Source organism: Lysobacter sp. Root690, assembly GCF_001427785.1.
Taxonomy (GTDB): domain Bacteria; phylum Pseudomonadota; class Gammaproteobacteria; order Xanthomonadales; family Xanthomonadaceae; genus Lysobacter.
The window spans coordinates 134,237-149,310 of the sequence record NZ_LMHM01000013.1 but is presented as its reverse complement, the minus strand read 5'-3'; the positions used below and the strand labels follow the sequence as shown (position 1 = coordinate 149,310).

The 15,074-nt window shown below is 67.3% G+C and carries 13 protein-coding genes; 8 read left to right on the top strand and 5 right to left on the bottom strand.

Annotation, left to right across the window (positions count from 1 at the left end; genetic code table 11):
• Positions 1-48: 48 nt before the first annotated feature.
• Positions 49-1,209, bottom strand: coding sequence for an AAA family ATPase (locus ASD86_RS12620; RefSeq protein ID WP_056110935.1), 1,161 nt, complete (start codon positions 1,207-1,209; stop codon positions 49-51).
• Positions 1,210-1,490: 281 nt separating this feature from the next.
• On the opposite strand from ASD86_RS12620, the gene ASD86_RS12615 reads away from it, so the two are divergent.
• Positions 1,491-2,456, top strand: coding sequence for a CsgG/HfaB family protein (locus ASD86_RS12615; RefSeq protein ID WP_056110934.1), 966 nt, complete (start codon positions 1,491-1,493; stop codon positions 2,454-2,456).
• 117 nt (positions 2,457-2,573) lie between these two features.
• On the opposite strand, the gene ASD86_RS12610 is transcribed toward ASD86_RS12615, so the two are convergent.
• Positions 2,574-4,370, bottom strand: a complete 1,797-nt coding sequence (locus tag ASD86_RS12610; protein WP_056110933.1) for a DUF885 domain-containing protein — start codon at positions 4,368-4,370, stop codon at positions 2,574-2,576.
• Between the two features lie 195 nt (positions 4,371-4,565).
• Between ASD86_RS12610 and ASD86_RS12605 the strand changes: the two genes are divergently transcribed.
• From ASD86_RS12605 to ASD86_RS12595, 3 genes are all read left to right on the top strand, one after another.
• Positions 4,566-4,916: a VOC family protein gene (locus ASD86_RS12605; RefSeq protein ID WP_056110932.1), complete on the top strand. Its 351-nt coding sequence runs from the start codon at positions 4,566-4,568 to the stop codon at positions 4,914-4,916.
• Positions 4,917-5,000: 84 nt separating this feature from the next.
• Positions 5,001-5,237: a hypothetical protein gene (locus ASD86_RS12600; protein WP_056110931.1), complete on the top strand. Its 237-nt coding sequence runs from the start codon at positions 5,001-5,003 to the stop codon at positions 5,235-5,237.
• A 137-nt stretch (positions 5,238-5,374) separates the two neighbouring features.
• Positions 5,375-5,818: a hypothetical protein gene (locus ASD86_RS12595; RefSeq protein WP_056110928.1), complete on the top strand. Its 444-nt coding sequence runs from the start codon at positions 5,375-5,377 to the stop codon at positions 5,816-5,818.
• 122 nt (positions 5,819-5,940) lie between these two features.
• Here ASD86_RS12595 and hutU read toward each other — a convergent pair whose 3' ends face one another.
• Positions 5,941-7,611, bottom strand: coding sequence for a urocanate hydratase (hutU, locus tag ASD86_RS12590; RefSeq protein WP_056110926.1), 1,671 nt, complete (start codon positions 7,609-7,611; stop codon positions 5,941-5,943).
• A gap of 144 nt (positions 7,612-7,755) precedes the next feature.
• Here hutU and ASD86_RS12585 point away from each other — a divergent pair, with 144 nt between their 5' ends.
• Both ASD86_RS12585 and ASD86_RS12580 read left to right on the top strand, forming a co-directional pair.
• Complete coding sequence (locus ASD86_RS12585) at positions 7,756-8,337, top strand: TetR/AcrR family transcriptional regulator (RefSeq protein WP_056110924.1); 582 nt, start codon at positions 7,756-7,758, stop codon at positions 8,335-8,337.
• A 234-nt stretch (positions 8,338-8,571) separates the two neighbouring features.
• Positions 8,572-9,561, top strand: a complete 990-nt coding sequence (locus ASD86_RS12580) for a retropepsin-like domain-containing protein (RefSeq protein WP_056110922.1) — start codon at positions 8,572-8,574, stop codon at positions 9,559-9,561.
• A 137-nt stretch (positions 9,562-9,698) separates the two neighbouring features.
• Here ASD86_RS12580 and ASD86_RS12575 read toward each other — a convergent pair whose 3' ends face one another.
• Together ASD86_RS12575 and ASD86_RS12570 are read right to left on the bottom strand one after the other, a co-directional pair.
• On the bottom strand, positions 9,699-10,031 hold the full coding sequence (locus ASD86_RS12575; protein ID WP_056110920.1) for a hypothetical protein: 333 nt from the start codon (positions 10,029-10,031) through the stop codon (positions 9,699-9,701).
• Between the two features lie 100 nt (positions 10,032-10,131).
• Complete coding sequence (locus tag ASD86_RS12570; protein ID WP_056110918.1) at positions 10,132-10,686, bottom strand: hypothetical protein; 555 nt, start codon at positions 10,684-10,686, stop codon at positions 10,132-10,134.
• A 169-nt stretch (positions 10,687-10,855) separates the two neighbouring features.
• On the opposite strand from ASD86_RS12570, the gene ASD86_RS12565 reads away from it, so the two are divergent.
• Both ASD86_RS12565 and ASD86_RS12560 read left to right on the top strand, forming a co-directional pair.
• Positions 10,856-12,109 (top strand): ectonucleotide pyrophosphatase/phosphodiesterase, encoded by a 1,254-nt coding sequence (locus ASD86_RS12565; protein WP_056110916.1) that lies wholly within the window; start codon positions 10,856-10,858, stop codon positions 12,107-12,109.
• Positions 12,110-12,457: 348 nt separating this feature from the next.
• Positions 12,458-14,734, top strand: coding sequence for a DUF4082 domain-containing protein (locus ASD86_RS12560; protein ID WP_056110914.1), 2,277 nt, complete (start codon positions 12,458-12,460; stop codon positions 14,732-14,734).
• Positions 14,735-15,074 lie beyond the last annotated feature (340 nt).

The following is a 15,074-nucleotide window of genomic DNA, read 5'->3' as shown; positions in this document are numbered from 1 at the left end:
CAAAGCGGGGAACGACAACGTCTTCAAAAAAGACGAGCCGCCGCAGCACTAACGCTCCGGCCAATACCAAGCCGGCGCATCCAGCATCCCCTGCCCGGCGATGCCGGTCTGGCTGAACTGTTTTTCCAGATGCAGGCTGTTGCAATCGTCTTCGGCCTCCAGCGCGCTGATCAGGCGCGAGGCGTGCGAGACCACCCACACCTGGGTGCGGCGCGAAGCGTGCGCGATCAGCCGCGCCAGCGCCGGCAGCAGGTCCGGGTGCAGGCTGGTTTCGGGTTCGTTGAGCACCATCAGCGGCGGCGGGCGCGGGGTGTGCAGGGCGGCGATCCACAGCAGATAGCGCAAGGTGCCGTCGGACAGTTCCGCCGCCGACAACGGCCGCAGCAGGCCGTGCTGGAAGAAGCGCAGCGAGAACCGCCCGCCCTCGCCGTCGACCTCGACCCGCGCGCCGGGAAACGCATCGTCGACCGCCTCGGCCAGTGCGCGCGGATCGCCGATCTCGACGATGGTCTGCCAGGCCGCGGCCAGATCGCGGCCGTCGTGGCTCAGCACCGGCGTGCGCGTGCCCAGTTGCGGCTGCCGCGCCGGCGCCTGCGCGTCGCTGCGGAAGTGATCGTAGAAGCGCCAGCCGCGGATGGTTTCGCGCAGGCTCAGCACCTCCGGCGCGGCGCGCGGGTCGGCGATCTGGGCGAACACGCTGTCGAACGCGCTCAGGTGTTCGGCGGCGACCCGCCAGCCGCGGCCCTCGCGCACCCGCGCCATAGGCCCGCGCCGGTCGACCAGCAGATTGGACGCGCGCAGGAACGGCCCGCTCCAGATCACCTCGCGCTTGATCTCCGGATCGTGCGCAAACATCGACCGGCTAGGTATCGGCAGGCCCAGGTCGATCGCATAGCCGTATTCGTCGCCGGCGAACCCCAGCCGCAGCGACACCGGCGCGTTGCGCGGCCCGCCCTGGATCGGCACCTCGCCGCGCTTCATCCGCGCCGAAATCGTCTCCGGCCCGGCCCACAGGGTCGACTCCAGCCCGCCCTCGCGCGCCAGCGCCGTCACCACCCCGCCTTGCGCGGTCTGGGCGAGCAGGCGCAGCGCGCGGTACAGGTTCGACTTGCCGCTGCCGTTGGCGCCGGTGACCACGTTGAGCCGGCCCATCGGCACGACCAGTTCGCGCAGGGAACGGTAGTTGGCGATGGCCAGAGTGCTGAGCATGCGGGTCGAACGCGGAAGACGGGCGCCCAGCCTGCCAGAACCCGCCCGGCGACGCCCGCCCCTGTCGACACTGACAGGCGACGTCCTTAAACGGACATCGATCACGTTATTATTGCGGAGCGAGTCACCCTCAGGCGCGGATACCCCGTGCCTGCGTTCGTCTGGGGATCCGACCGATCTGGCCCGTGGCCAGGCGGCGGATGGGCGGATCGGCTCGAATCAGGCGCTGCGTCCGCACCGGCCGCGGCTTTCAGGAAAGCAGTTTGAAGGAACGAAGAACGATGAAGACCGCAAACAGGGGAATCCAGGCCGCCGCCTGCGTGATCGGGCTGGCCGCCGCGCTGAGCGCCGCACCGGGCTGGGCCCAGCGCAAGAGCGTGCAGGACCAGCGCGCCGAGAAGATGACCCAGATCCCGACCTGCTCCAAGAACCTCGGCGCGATTTCGGTGATCGAGCCGGAAGACTCGGTGAACTGGTGGAGCGGCCAGCAGCTGCCCGCACCGAGCAAGCTGATCAAGGTGTTCGTGCAGAAGTCGCGCTGCTTCACCCTGGTCGACCGCGGCGCCGGCATGGACTCGGCGATGCGCGAGCGCGATCTGGCCTCCGACGGCCAGCTGCGCAACAAATCCAACATCGGCAAGGGCCAGATCCGCGCCGCCGACTACGTGCTGGTGCCCGACCTGATCTCCAAGAACAGCAACGCCGGCGGCAACGCGATCGGCGGCCTGCTCGGCGGTCTGATCGGCGGCAAGGCCGGCGCGGTCGCCGGCAACCTCAACTTCAACAAGAAGACCGCCGACGTGGTGCTGACGGTGACCGACGTGCGCTCCTCCGAGCAGGTCGCGATGGCCGAGGGCAGCGCCAAGAAGACCGACATCGGTTTCGGCGGCAGCGGCGCCTTGTTCGGCGGCAGCGGCCTGGGCGGCGCCGGCGTGTCGGGCTATGCCAATACCGAAGTCGGTCAGGTCATCACCATGGCCTATCTGCAGGCCTACACCAACCTGGTCGCCGAACTGGGCGGCCTGTCGGGCAACCCCTCGGCCTCGAATTCGCAGCAGGCGGTCACCGTGGTCAAGTCCGCGCGCCTGTTCGCCAATTCCAAGGGCACCGGCACCGTGGTGCGTCCGCTCGACCCGGGCATGATGCTGTACCCGACCGGCAACAAGCAGGGCGCGATGTGGGAAGTCGAGGACGAACTCGGCAACAAGGGCTGGGTGTCTTCGCTGGCGCTGGAGCTGTCGAAGTAAGTCTTCGCGGTCCGCATTGTCGGTAAACGGAAAAACAAAGGGCTGCCGGCGACGGCAGCCCTTTTTTGTTGCTCGAACCGAGCGCGCGATCGCAACCAACTCGCGCGCGACGTCGCCTTACTTCGCCTCGCGGCTGCGCGCGATCCACGCCTGCACCCGCTCACGCAAGTACTGCAAGGGCACGATGCCGTCGCCGAGCACCTGCTGGTGGAACTGGCGGATGTCGAAACGCTCGCCGAGCGCCTGCTCGGCCTCGCGACGCAACGCGAAGATCTCCAGCGCGCCCGAATCGTAAGAGGTGATCTGGCCCGGCATCGCCGCATAGCGATCGACCGATTCCTCGGCGACCTTGGCGCTGAAACGACCGCTCTCGACCATGTAATCGACCACCTGCTGGCGGGTCCATCCGTACAGATGGATGCCCGGGTCCAGCACCATGCCGCGCGCCGGCCACGCGCGCCGGCCGATCGCCGCATACGGCGTGGTGTAGATGCCGGCCTCCTCGCTCAGCGCTTCGGCATAACGCGCCCAGCCTTCGACATAGGCCGAATTGAACGCCAACGACGAGAACGGATGACGCTGCACGCCGCGCGCGAGCGCGATCTGCAGGTGATGGCCGGGCCAGGTTTCATGCACCAGGGTGATCTCGGCCGCGCCGCGGCGATCGTCGCCGGGACGGTCGAGGTTGGCGCGGTAGATGCCCGGCTTGGTTTCGTCGGGCTGCATTTCGTAATGCGAACTCACGCCCGAGCCGCGCTGTTCTTCCTTCAAGGGTTCGACGATCGCCGGCTGCGACGGCATCGCGACGAAATACTTCGCGCTGCGTTCGCGCGAGCGTGCGAGCAGGCCGCGCGAGAACGCAAGTTCCTCGTCGGCCGAGGCGAAACGGTTGTCCGCGGCTTCGTCCATGCGCTTGACGATGGTCGGCAGGTCGCTGACACCGAACAGCTTCTGCCCGAGTTCGCTCACCGTGCGGGTGTTCTCGGCGACGGTGCGCTTGCCGAGCGCATACACCTCCTCGGGTGCGCGATCGAGCGTGGTGAACTGGCGCAGCAACGCGCGATAGCAGGCGACGCCGTCGGGCAAGGCCGACAGGCCGATGCTGTCGCGGCTTTGCTTGATGTATTCGTCGGCGAGGAAATCGCGGTAGCGCCGCAGGGCCGGCTGGATCTGATCGGCGACGAGGCCTTCGAATTCCTTGCCGAACGCGGCATCGCCGCTGTGTTGCGCCGGTGCGTAGAACGGCGATTGCGTCGGTTTCATCGCCAGCAAGGCATCGATCTGCTTGAGCACCCGCGCGCCCAGCGTCTTGGGCGCCGAATAGCCGGCCTTGAGGCCCGCGCGCAGATTGGCGATCTCGTTGTCGACATAGCCCGGAAAACCGCGCCAGCGGGTCAGCGCCTGCTTGCGCTGCTCGGCCGTCGTCACCGGCTGGCGATCGGCCAGGTCGGCCAGATTGTTCTGCCAGCCGCCCATGTGGTTGACGTTCCAACCCTCTGCCTTGCACACGCGCATGCCGCGACTGGCCTGCAACATCTCGCGCAGTTGCGCATACAGCAACTGCGCGCCATCGTCGCCGACCGCGGCGCGGTCGATCGCCGAGAAGCGCTGCCACAAGCCGTCCTCGCGCCGTTCGAACGCGCGCAGATCGGCGGCGGAGTTATGCGGCAGGTAGTCGTGCCGCTTCAACGGCAGGCCGGTCTGATAAGCCGGGCCCGGATCGAATTCGAGCACCGCGGCCAGATAATCGTCGGCGATCGCGTCGACCTGGGCGGATGCGTCGTTGGCGGCGCCTTGCTTGGGCGCGTCGGCCTTGGCCGCCGCCGCGGCCGCAAACGCCGGCAGCGCGAACGCCGGCAGCGCGAACGCGAGCGACAGGGCCAGCAGTCCGATTCGTTGTTTGTCGCGTCGCATAAGCCTCTCCCCGGCGGTCATCCGCGCCTCGATGTTAGCGATTGCGCGCACACCGCACCCTGCGCCGGAGGTCACGGTGGCTAATGGCCTGCGAAGCTTTGTCCCGCGTCACAAACGGTTGCGACCGCAGTCTCACGACGACGCGATGCGTGCGAGCGTGTACAAAGGAAGGTCGTTCGCCACTGGATCACGCCCATGCCTGCCTCCGATCGCAACCTGCGTCTGGACTACATCGAATTCACCGTGTCCGACATCGCCGCGTCCAAGGCCTTCTACGCCGAAGCGTTCGGCTGGACCTTCACCGACTACGGCCCGAACTATTGCGAGTTCAACGACGGCCGCATGAAGGGCGGCTTCACCACGCAAGGCAGGCCGCAACCGGGCGGCGCGTTGGTGATCATCTACGCCGACGATCTGGACAAGGCGCGACGCAAGGTCGAAGACGCCGGCGCGCCGATCGTGGCCAATCACGAGTTTCCCGGCGGTCGGCGTTTCCACTTCACCGATCCGGACGGTTACGAGTTGGCGGTGTGGACCCAAGAATAAATCCGCGTTAACGCCGGCGCGTCGCAAACGCAGCGCGTCGGCGGCCTGGCTTATGATCAGGCGATCGGCGAAGGAACGATCTCGATGGCCCTGGATGCGGTAGGCGAATTGCTCGGCGGCGTGCTGCGTTTCGTCGGACGCATGCTGGTCGAGCTGGTGGTCGAACTATTGCTGTACGGCACCGGCCATTTGTTGCTCAAACCTTTCTATCGCGGCAAGGAGCCCAGCGACGGCTTGTGTGCGCTGGTCGGCCTGCTGGCCTGGGCAGCATTCGCGGTCGCCGCGTTCATGGCGTATCGCTACGTGCAGCCACCGGCCTGATCGTCCTCGCCACGGGGCCGGCTTCGCGAATCACGACACCCGCCCGCTCCGGCGCATGAGATCGAACCGCCACCATCTTGACCGCGCCGGACGATCGCGCATGCTATGCCCATCGCTTCCACTCACCGATCGCCCCCATGGCCTACGAACCCCTGCGCATGATCTGGGATTACGCGGACGGCCCGCGTACCGGCGTCGCCGACCACGACGGCCGCCCGCACTACTTCTCCTGCGTGTTCGATGACGAACTCGGCATCTACGGCGATCTGTTCGACATCACCCCGATCGACGAGGAAACCTTCGCCTGGGCGCAGGAGCACTGGGCGATCTGGCAACGCTGGGAAACCGAAGCCCACGCCGGCCGGCTGAGCGCCGACTCGCATCCGAAGTACGGGCATTTCGACCCGCGCTACAACGAGCTGGAAGCCCTGCTCGACAAGGCCATCGACCGGCTCGCGACGCAGACCGTGCGCCGTCACGGCGAAATCCGCCGCGCATCGATCGACGGCGAACTGTTTCCCGGGCAATGGAACCGGCTCGAAATCGAGTGGACGCAGCCGCCGGAAAACGCGCCGGGCTGAGCGGCGCGAGGTGGTTTCGCCTGCGCCATCACGCCGCCAGCGGAACTGTTCCAGTAACAAAGTCCCGATAAAAAAACGGCCCGGAAATCCGGGCCGTTTCGATCCGCGACAAACCGCAGCGCTTACAGCATCGGCAGCTTCAAGCCCTGTTCCTTCGCGCACTGCTGCGCGATCTCATAGCCCGCATCGGCATGACGCATCACGCCGGTGCCCGGATCGTTCCACAGCACTCGCGCGATGCGCTTGTCGGCTTCCTCGCTGCCGTCGCAGACGATGACCACGCCGGAGTGCTGCGAATAGCCCATGCCGACGCCGCCGCCGTGGTGCAGCGAAACCCACGTCGCGCCGCCGGCGACGTTGAGCATGGCGTTGAGCAAGGGCCAGTCGCTGACCGCGTCGCTGCCGTCCTTCATCGCTTCGGTTTCGCGATTGGGCGAGGCCACCGAACCGCTGTCGAGGTGATCGCGGCCGATCACGATCGGCGCCTTCAACTCGCCGTTGCGCACCATCTCGTTGAACGCCAGGCCGAGCTTGTGGCGCAGGCCCAGGCCGACCCAGCAGATGCGAGCCGGCAGCCCCTGGAAGCTGATGCGCTCGCGCGCCATGTCCAGCCAACGGTGCAGGTGCGCGTCGTCGGCGATCAGTTCCTTGACCTTGGCGTCGGTCTTGTAGATGTCCTCCGGATCGCCGCTGAGCGCGACCCAGCGGAACGGACCGACGCCGCGGCAGAACAGCGGACGCACATAGGCCGGCACGAAACCGGGGAAATCGAAGGCGTTTTCGCAGCCTTCGTCCTGCGCCATCTGGCGGATGTTGTTGCCGTAATCGAAGGTCGGGATGCCCTGCTGCTGGAACGCGAGCATCGCTTCGACGTGCACCCGCATCGATTTCTTGGCCGCGTCGCTCACGCCCTGCGGATCGCTCTTCTGCTCGGCCAGCCAGCGCTCGACCGTCCAGCCGATCGGCAGATAGCCGTGCACCGGATCGTGCGCGCTGGTCTGATCGGTGACCGCATCGGGACGCACGCCGCGACGCACCAGTTCCGGCAGCACGTCGGCGGCGTTGCCTAGCAACGCGATCGACTTGGCTTCGCCCGCGGCGGTGTACTTCGCGATACGCGCGAGCGCATCGTCGAGATCGCTCGCCTGCTCATCGACGTAACGCGTGCGCAGGCGCATGTCGATGCTGCTCTGTTTGCATTCGATGTTGAGCGAACACGCGCCGGCTAGCGACGCGGCCAGCGGCTGTGCGCCGCCCATGCCGCCCAGCCCGGCGGTCAGGATCCACTTGCCGGTCAGATCGCCGCCGTAGTGCTGGCGGCCCATCTCGACGAAGGTTTCGTACGTGCCCTGGACGATGCCCTGCGAGCCGATATAGATCCAGCTGCCGGCGGTCATCTGGCCGTACATCATCAAGCCCTTCTTATCGAGCTCGTTGAAGTGTTCCCAAGTCGCCCAATGCGGCACCAGGTTGGAATTCGCCAACAGCACCCGCGGCGCATCGGCGTGAGTCGGAAACACACCGACCGGCTTGCCCGACTGGATCAACAAAGTCTCGTTGTCCTCCAGTTCGCGCAGCGATTTCAGGATCGCATCGAACGAGGGCCAGTCGCGTGCGGCGCGGCCGATGCCGCCGTAGACCACCAGTTCGGCCGGGTTCTCGGCCACGTCCGGGTCCAGGTTGTTCTGGATCATCCGGAACGCGGCTTCGCTGAGCCAGGACTTGCAGCTCTTCTCGCTGCCGCGCGGGGCGCGGATGACGCGGGTGGGATCGTTGCGAGTGGCTGCGGACATGGCGGTTTCCGATGCGCGAAAGAGACTCGAATTATCGCGCCGCGTTCCAGCCGCTCGCCAGCGCCGGCAGCGCCGCGAGCGGCGGCAAAGCGGGGTTAGCGCCCGAAACTGTCGCGCCGGAGCGAAAATGTATACGCTGTACACATGAGCGCGCCCGCCACCGCCGATCGCATCCTGCGCGCCGCGCGCGCGCTGTTCGAACGTGGCGGCGCGCAGGCGATCAGCATGCGCCGCATCGCCCAGGCCGTCGGGCTGACGCCGATGGCGATCTATCGTCATTTCCCCAATCGCGAAGCGCTGTTGCAGCGGATCAGCGACGACAGCTTCCAGGAAATCTCCCGCCACTGGAGCGCGCGCAACGAAGGCGGCGACGTGATCGCGCGACTGCTGGCGATTCAGCAGATCTACCTCGACTACGCATTGGCGCATCCGCATCTGTTCGATCACGCCTTCTCGATGCCGCGCGAACAGGCGCGGCGCTTTCCCGAGGATTTTCGCGCGCGCCGCTCGCCGACCTTGAACGTGGTCGCCGACGTGGTGATCGAAGCGCAGCAGGCCGGACGCCTGCGTCCCGGCGACGCCTGGGATATCGCGATGACCTTGTGGGCGCATACGCACGGCCTGATCGTGCTGTACCGGGCCGGCCGTTTCAGTTACGACGAGCGCGAATTCCGGCGTTTCTATCAGGCCTCGCTGGCGCGCTTGCTGCAGGGCATCGAGGTCTGAAGCCGCGGCGCCGGTCCGGATCGCGACCAACCCTTCTTCGCGACACCTCGCTATCACGGACTTCGCACCGGCTCCGGATTGACCGGTCCGTACCGATTGGCTGCTCCGATCGCGACCATCGGTTCGATCCGCACAACCTGTCCGGATCTGGGTCAAAGGTTGGCCTACATTCGGCACTGCCTGCCGCGACCGCGCGACGCCAAAGTCGCGGCACCCCGAACAGGATATTGCACGATGCCCGCACGCTCCGAGCCCCGTCCGCGCGCCACGCTGGCGATGATGATGATGACCGCCGCGTCGACCTTGATTCCCGCGCTGGCGCAGACGCCGCCGCCAATCGCCGACGGCAAACCGCTGACCTTGCCGGCGACGCTCGAAGCCGGCTTGTTCTACCTGCATCCGAAACTGGCCGACGGCCGCGCGCTGCGCCTGTTTTCCGACACCGGCGGCGGCCTGCTGTTCACCGAGACCGGCGCCAAGGCGCTGGGCGTGACGCCCGATCCGAACGCATCGCGCGAGCAGCCGCAATTGGTGAGCTGGCCGCAATTCCAGGCCGGCGCCTGGATTCCCGCCTCGCTGCGCAGCGAACACCGCGTGCCGCTGATGCAGGCGCCGCCCGATCAGGTCCGGCACCTGGGCGACGGCATGCTCGGCGCGGATTGGTTCGGCGGACGCAGCTGGCAGTTCGACTACCCGCGCGGCGAGCTGCGCCTGCTGCCCGCGAACGCGCTGCCGCGGGTCGCGGCCAGGCATCGGGTCAGACTGGGATTTCAGAAAGACGCGGACGGCAAAGCGACCACGCATTTCCCGCGCATTCCGGTGCGGATCGAAGGCGAAACCCTGCAACTGCTGTTCGATACCGGCGCGAGCCTGCGTCTGAGCGCGCAGGCCGCGCGCGAACTCGACGGCGGCCCGACCGTGCGCGCCGGCAGCTTCATCACCAGCGACGTGTTGCAACGCTGGCGCGAGCGCCATCCGCGATGGCGGGTGATCGAAAAGGCCGATGGCGACGGACGCGTGCGCATCATCGAGGTGCCGCAGGTGCAGGTCGGCGGCTACCGCGTCGGCCCGGTCTGGTTCGCCGAGCGGCCGGACAAGAATTTCCACGAGTTCATGTCGCAGTGGATGGACCGGCGCGTCGACGGTGCGATCGGCGGCAACGCGTTTTCGAGCTTGAAGATCAGCGTCGATTACCCGAGCGGCATGGCGGTGTTCGAACGCTGACCGTCGCTCGTGCGGGCCGCGCCGGACAAGCCCGGCCGCGGACAAAAAGACGCCCGGCACGAGCCGGGCGTTCGATCGATCCAGAGTCGGACCAGAAGTTAAGCGAAACGGTTACTGCTTACCGCGCGAGCGCGGCCTCAGTGCACGGCCGGATCGAGCTTGCGCAGCGCGCTGGCGACATCGACCTCGCCGGTGCCGTTGATATCGTCACGGCTGTAGCTGCGGCCGTGAGCGGCGCAGTCCTGCTTGGCCTTGGACTGGATGCGCGAGCCGGTCTGGCGCAGGCAGTACGCGTCGCTGAGTTTTTTCTTCGCCGGTTGCGCCTGGGTGTCGGCGTTGGCATCGACGCGTACATCGGCCTGCACGGCCGGCTGCGCCGCGGTTTCGACCGGAGCTTGCACATTGGGGGTTTGCGCCGCGGCGACGAACGCGAATGCGCTCAACGCCGTGGCGAGCATCAGACGTTTCATGAAGCGCCTCCTGTACGAACAGGGTTGGGAAAGGGCTCCATCACCATACGCCGGCCGCATCGGCATGACGCGAGTGTCATGCGCGCCGTTTAGCCGGTTGTCAGCGTTGTGGACAGGTCTCGCGGCGGCCGCTCTGGAACGCCATCGCCTCGGCCTCGGTCGCCGGCCGCGGCACGATGCCGTCATCGAACAACACCCGCCACACCCCGTCCGCGCCGCGCTGCCAGACCGATTGATAGGCGCCGATCGCGTAACGCGGCTGCGCGCCGGGCTCGAGCGTCTGATACAGCGCCGGCCCACTCGACCAGGCGATGTCGGGCGCGCCGGCGATGGTGACCCGGGTCGGATACCAGCGCAGGCGCAGGCGCTTGCCTTCGATCAGGCCCGCCCACTCTTCAACGATGCGGTCGCGGCCCCGCGTGGGCTGGGCGCGACCGGCGCCGAACGCGGCCTGTTCATGCACATGCTCGGCAAAGGCCTTGCGGTCGTGTTCGACGATGGAGCGGGCGAATCCCAGCTCGCGCGCCCACACCGCGCATTCGTCCGCGCTCAGTTGCGGCGACGGCGGCGCGGGTGGCGCGGGCGGCGTCTGCGCGGCCGCGACCGATACGCTCAACGAGCCCAGCAGGCAGACGGTGCGAACGATGCGGCGCATGGCGGAACTCGCGACAGGATCCCGCGATCACTATCGGCCGCGCGCCGTGTCCCCGCCAGCGACGGAAGTCATGCCGAGCGCCCCGTGCCGATCCTGGCGATTCGCCGCGCGGCGCGCGCCGCCGATGCGGTGACACAGGCCGGCCATCGGCGCCGGCTATCATGTCGCGATGCGCTCGATTCTTACCGCGGCCAGCGCCGCCCTGCTCGTTTTCGCCCTCGCCGCCTGCTCTTCGCCGACTCGCCCCGAGGCGCCGCCGGCCGACACGCCCCTGCTGCTGATTTCGATCGACGGCTTTCGCGCGAGTTATTTCGAACTCGGCCAGACCCCGAACCTGGAACGGCTGGCCGGCGACGGCGTGCGCGCGCAATGGATGACCCCGTCCTACCCGTCGCTGACCTTTCCCAATCACTACACCCTGGTCACCGGCCTGCGTCCGGACCACCACGGCGTGATCCACAACAGCATGAGCGACGCGGCCATCGGCAAGTTCAAGGTCGCCGATCGCGATGCGGTCGGCGATACCCGCTGGTGGAGCGGCGGCGAACCGATCTGGATCGGCGCGCAAAAAGCCGGCCTGCGCAGCGCGACCTTGTTCTGGCCGGGCAGCGAAGCGCCGATCCACGGCCTGCGCCCGAACCGATGGCGCCCGTTCGACGCCAAGGTCGATGAAAACGCGCGCGTCGACGAGGTGCTGGGCTGGCTCGGCGAACCGGCCTCGACCCGACCGCACGTGGCGACCTTGTACTTCGACGCGCTCGATCACGAAGGCCACGAGCACGGTCCGAATTCGCCCGAAGCGCGTGAGGCAATGGTGCGCATCGACGCGGCGATCGGCCGTCTGCTCGACGGTCTGTCCGCGCGCGATCAACTCGAACACGTCAACTTGATCGTCGTGTCCGACCACGGCATGGCCGAAGTGGTACCGGGCCATCGCATCGCGGTCGAGGACATGGTCACCCCCGAGCAGGCCGTGGTGACTTCGGTCGGCCAGTCGATCGGCATCGCCCCAAATCCCGGCTTCGAAGCCCAGGTCGAGCGTCGCCTGCTCGGCGCGCACGCGCAATACGACTGCTGGCGCAAGAGCGAGCTGCCGGCGCGCTGGCATTACGGCACCCATCCGCGGGTGCCGCCGATCGTGTGTCAGATGCACGAAGGCTGGGATGCGATCGAAGGCGAAAAGCTGCGCGGCGCGACCAAGGTCCAGACCCGCGGCTCTCACGGTTTCGATCCGGCGTTGCCGTCGATGCGCGCGATCTTTGTCGCCCGCGGCCCCGCGTTCAAACGCGGCGCGACCATTCCCGCATTCGACAACGTCGATGTGTATCCGCTGCTGGCGCGCCTGATCGGCATCCGCCCGGCCAGGAACGACGGCGATATCGCGCCGCTGCTGCCGGCGTTGCGTGATCCCGAGCGGCGCTGACGACCACGAACGCGGCGACACGCATGGCGACCGCGGTCGCCGCGCACTAACCCGCGCAATCGCATCGGCGACGCATCATCATGCGGGCGTTGTCATGCCCGCTCGATGACAACACACAGACCGTAATGCGCGAATCGACGCTTCGCCGGCATCGCTAACAGCCCGCCGCGCTGACGTTTGTCATCGATGCGGATTTTGGTGACCGCCGCCCGAATTTCGCCGACCTGCGTGGCGCTAGCTTAGCCGCGGGAATTCAGCGAGTCGGTTCCCGCACCGTCACCGTCCAAGCGACGGCGCGCCCACGCCTGGACGCGCCGCGTCATCGCGATCCATTCTCGAGATCCGCCCATGCACACCACCCCAGGCACCGAGCCTGCGCGCTGCCGCGCGCGCCGCTGTTTCGCAGTTCCCGAACGCAGCCGAACCCGCACCGATGCGGTGCGCCTGTTGTCGGCGTGTGTCTTGTCGTTGTCCGCGCTGCTGTGCGTCGGCTCGGCCGGCGCGCAGAACATCGCGCCGGCCGGCACCGCCTACCGTTGGGCGCACGGGCTCACGCCCGGCGCCGACGGCCGCAGCGAAACCGAGCCGACCAGCGTGCGTGTCGCCGCGCCGCTGCTCAACGACGGCGACGACACGGTCGACGTCGACCTCAGCGGCGGCCAGCCCGAACCGATCAACAATTACGAGGCCGCCGGAGTGATGTGGCGCGACCGACTGCGCACCATCGACCGGGTCGAGATCGTCCACGGCAGTTGGAACAGCAGCGGCGACGGCGCCTTCTGCGCGGGCCTTACCCTGCAGTTCTCCAACAGCTTCAGCGGCGACTGGCGCGACAGCGGTTGGACCCTGGAGCCGGCGTATCAGTACGACTCCTCGCAAACCGCCGGCGTCACCTACACCTTCCGCGGCGCGCCGAGCGAAGTGCGCGCGGTGCGCATCACCGGCCAATTGCACTGCACCCACAACAGTTCGTACTGGACCAACATCCGCGAAGTGCGCGCGTTCGAAGCCGGCCGCCTGAGCCTGTGGAACGATAGCGCCGTGCCGACCGTGGTCGATGCCCCCGATACCGGCGGGGTCGAGCTGGGCCTGCGGTTCCGCAGCGTCCAACCGGGCTGGATCAAGGGCGTGCGCTTCTACAAGGCCGCGGCCAATACGGGCGTCCACGTCGGCAACCTTTGGAGCAACGACGGCGCCTTGCTGGCGCGCGCGAACTTCGTCGACGAAACAGTCTCGGGCTGGCAGCGCGTCGCCTTCGCCACGCCGGTGCGGATCGTCGCCGACACGACCTACGTGGTGTCGTATTACGCGCCCGGCGGCCATTACTCGGCCGATCTGGATTACTTCGCCGTCGCCGACTACGCCAACGGCCCCTTGCGCGCATTGCGCGACGGCAGCGACGGCGGCAACGGCAACTACCGCTACGGCGCGCAAAGCGCGTTCCCGGACGCGACTTGGCGCTCGGCGAATTACTGGGTCGATGTCGAATTCTCCCCACTGGACGGCGATACCACCGCGCCGAGCGTGCCGACCGGCTTGCGCGCGATCGTCGGCGATGCGACCACCGTATCGTTGAACTGGGACGCCAGCAGCGACGACACCAGCGCGGTGCGTTACCGCGTCTATGTCGACGCCAATCCGGTAGCGCTGGGCGAAGTCGATGTGCCCGCGTTCGTGCACGACAGCGCGCAGCCGCAGACGAGCTACAGCTACCGGGTCAGCGCGGTCGATGCCGCCGGCAACGAATCGGCGCGTTCGTCGGCGATCGTCGTCACCACCCCGCCAACCGGCAGCACGCGCAATTGCCCGCCGTTCCCGGCGTTCCCGAACGCGGCCTGCACCGGCGTACCGGCCGGCCAGGCGTTGACCACGATCAACGGCAATCTGAGCAGCACCCGCGACGGGCAGGTCATCAACGGCCTGCTGATCACCGGCGACCTGGTCATCCGCCATAACAACGTCACCGTGACCAACAGCCGGATCAAAGGCTTCGTCGACAATCGCAACATCCGCAACCTGGTACTCAAGGATGTCGACGTCGGCCCCGACTCTTGCCCCGCGGTCAACAACGGCGGACGCCGCCTGATCACCGGCGACAACGGCTACACCCTGATCCGCGCCCACCTGCACCACAACGGCGACGACATGCTGATCACCGGCGGTGGCGAACCGGTGCTGATCCAGGACAGCCTGATCCACAACACCTGCTTCTATCCCGACGATCATCTGGACGCGGTGCAGTTCTATTCGCCGGGCCAGGTCGGCCACGTCAGCATCCTGCACAGCAACATCGACGCGCGTCCGGTCAACGCCTCCGGTTACGGCAACGCCGCGGTGTTCTGGGCCGATCGCCCGGGCGCGGGGTCGACCCTGACCATCCGCGAAAGCCGGCTCGCTGGCGGCGGTTACACCCTGGCGCCGTACGATTCCGGATTGGGTTCGGGCGTGGTGATCGAAGTCAGCGACACCCGGTTCGTGCGCAATTCGCAATGGGGCAGCGCGTGTTACGTGGGCAACAACAGTCCGGCCAATCATTCGCCGACGATTGCGTACAACGGCAGCGAGGGGCTGAAGTGGTTGCGCAATGCCTGGGATGACGGGACGCCGCTGCCTAGTTGTCAGTAATCGTTACATCGCAGGCATGGCTGGTTTGGTCCACCCCGAGGCCGCGCGTTGGTCTCGGGGGTTTTCTTGGTGGTGCGTTTCGCTAGCAGTCGCTTTTCCCCCACCGACGATCTTGGCCCGACCGCAACCATCTTCGCGACCTGATCGAACGATGTCGCGGCTTGCGCCGCTCCTACAGGAAGCCATGTGGCTTTGGCTTGGGGTCTGAAGTCACGCAGTTCATCCAGCGCTGCGAGGCATGGAACCCGCGTTAGCAAAAGCACACCCAGAGGGCGGCGTGCAGGATGCACGCCGTGTGCCACCGGGACATGGATGTCCCGTGTGGCGCATGCCCGCGTCA

Coding starts and splice junctions, on each gene's coding strand:
- ASD86_RS12620 (WP_056110935.1), bottom strand. CDS start 1,209: ATGCTCAGCACTCTGGCCATCGCCAACTACCGTTCCCTGCGCGAACTG.
- ASD86_RS12615 (WP_056110934.1), top strand. CDS start 1,491: ATGAAGACCGCAAACAGGGGAATCCAGGCCGCCGCCTGCGTGATCGGG.
- ASD86_RS12610 (WP_056110933.1), bottom strand. CDS start 4,370: ATGCGACGCGACAAACAACGAATCGGACTGCTGGCCCTGTCGCTCGCG.
- ASD86_RS12605 (WP_056110932.1), top strand. CDS start 4,566: ATGCCTGCCTCCGATCGCAACCTGCGTCTGGACTACATCGAATTCACC.
- ASD86_RS12600 (WP_056110931.1), top strand. CDS start 5,001: ATGGCCCTGGATGCGGTAGGCGAATTGCTCGGCGGCGTGCTGCGTTTC.
- ASD86_RS12595 (WP_056110928.1), top strand. CDS start 5,375: ATGGCCTACGAACCCCTGCGCATGATCTGGGATTACGCGGACGGCCCG.
- hutU (WP_056110926.1), bottom strand. CDS start 7,611: ATGTCCGCAGCCACTCGCAACGATCCCACCCGCGTCATCCGCGCCCCG.
- ASD86_RS12585 (WP_056110924.1), top strand. CDS start 7,756: ATGAGCGCGCCCGCCACCGCCGATCGCATCCTGCGCGCCGCGCGCGCG.
- ASD86_RS12580 (WP_056110922.1), top strand. CDS start 8,572: ATGCCCGCACGCTCCGAGCCCCGTCCGCGCGCCACGCTGGCGATGATG.
- ASD86_RS12575 (WP_056110920.1), bottom strand. CDS start 10,031: ATGAAACGTCTGATGCTCGCCACGGCGTTGAGCGCATTCGCGTTCGTC.
- ASD86_RS12570 (WP_056110918.1), bottom strand. CDS start 10,686: ATGCGCCGCATCGTTCGCACCGTCTGCCTGCTGGGCTCGTTGAGCGTA.
- ASD86_RS12565 (WP_056110916.1), top strand. CDS start 10,856: ATGCGCTCGATTCTTACCGCGGCCAGCGCCGCCCTGCTCGTTTTCGCC.
- ASD86_RS12560 (WP_056110914.1), top strand. CDS start 12,458: ATGCACACCACCCCAGGCACCGAGCCTGCGCGCTGCCGCGCGCGCCGC.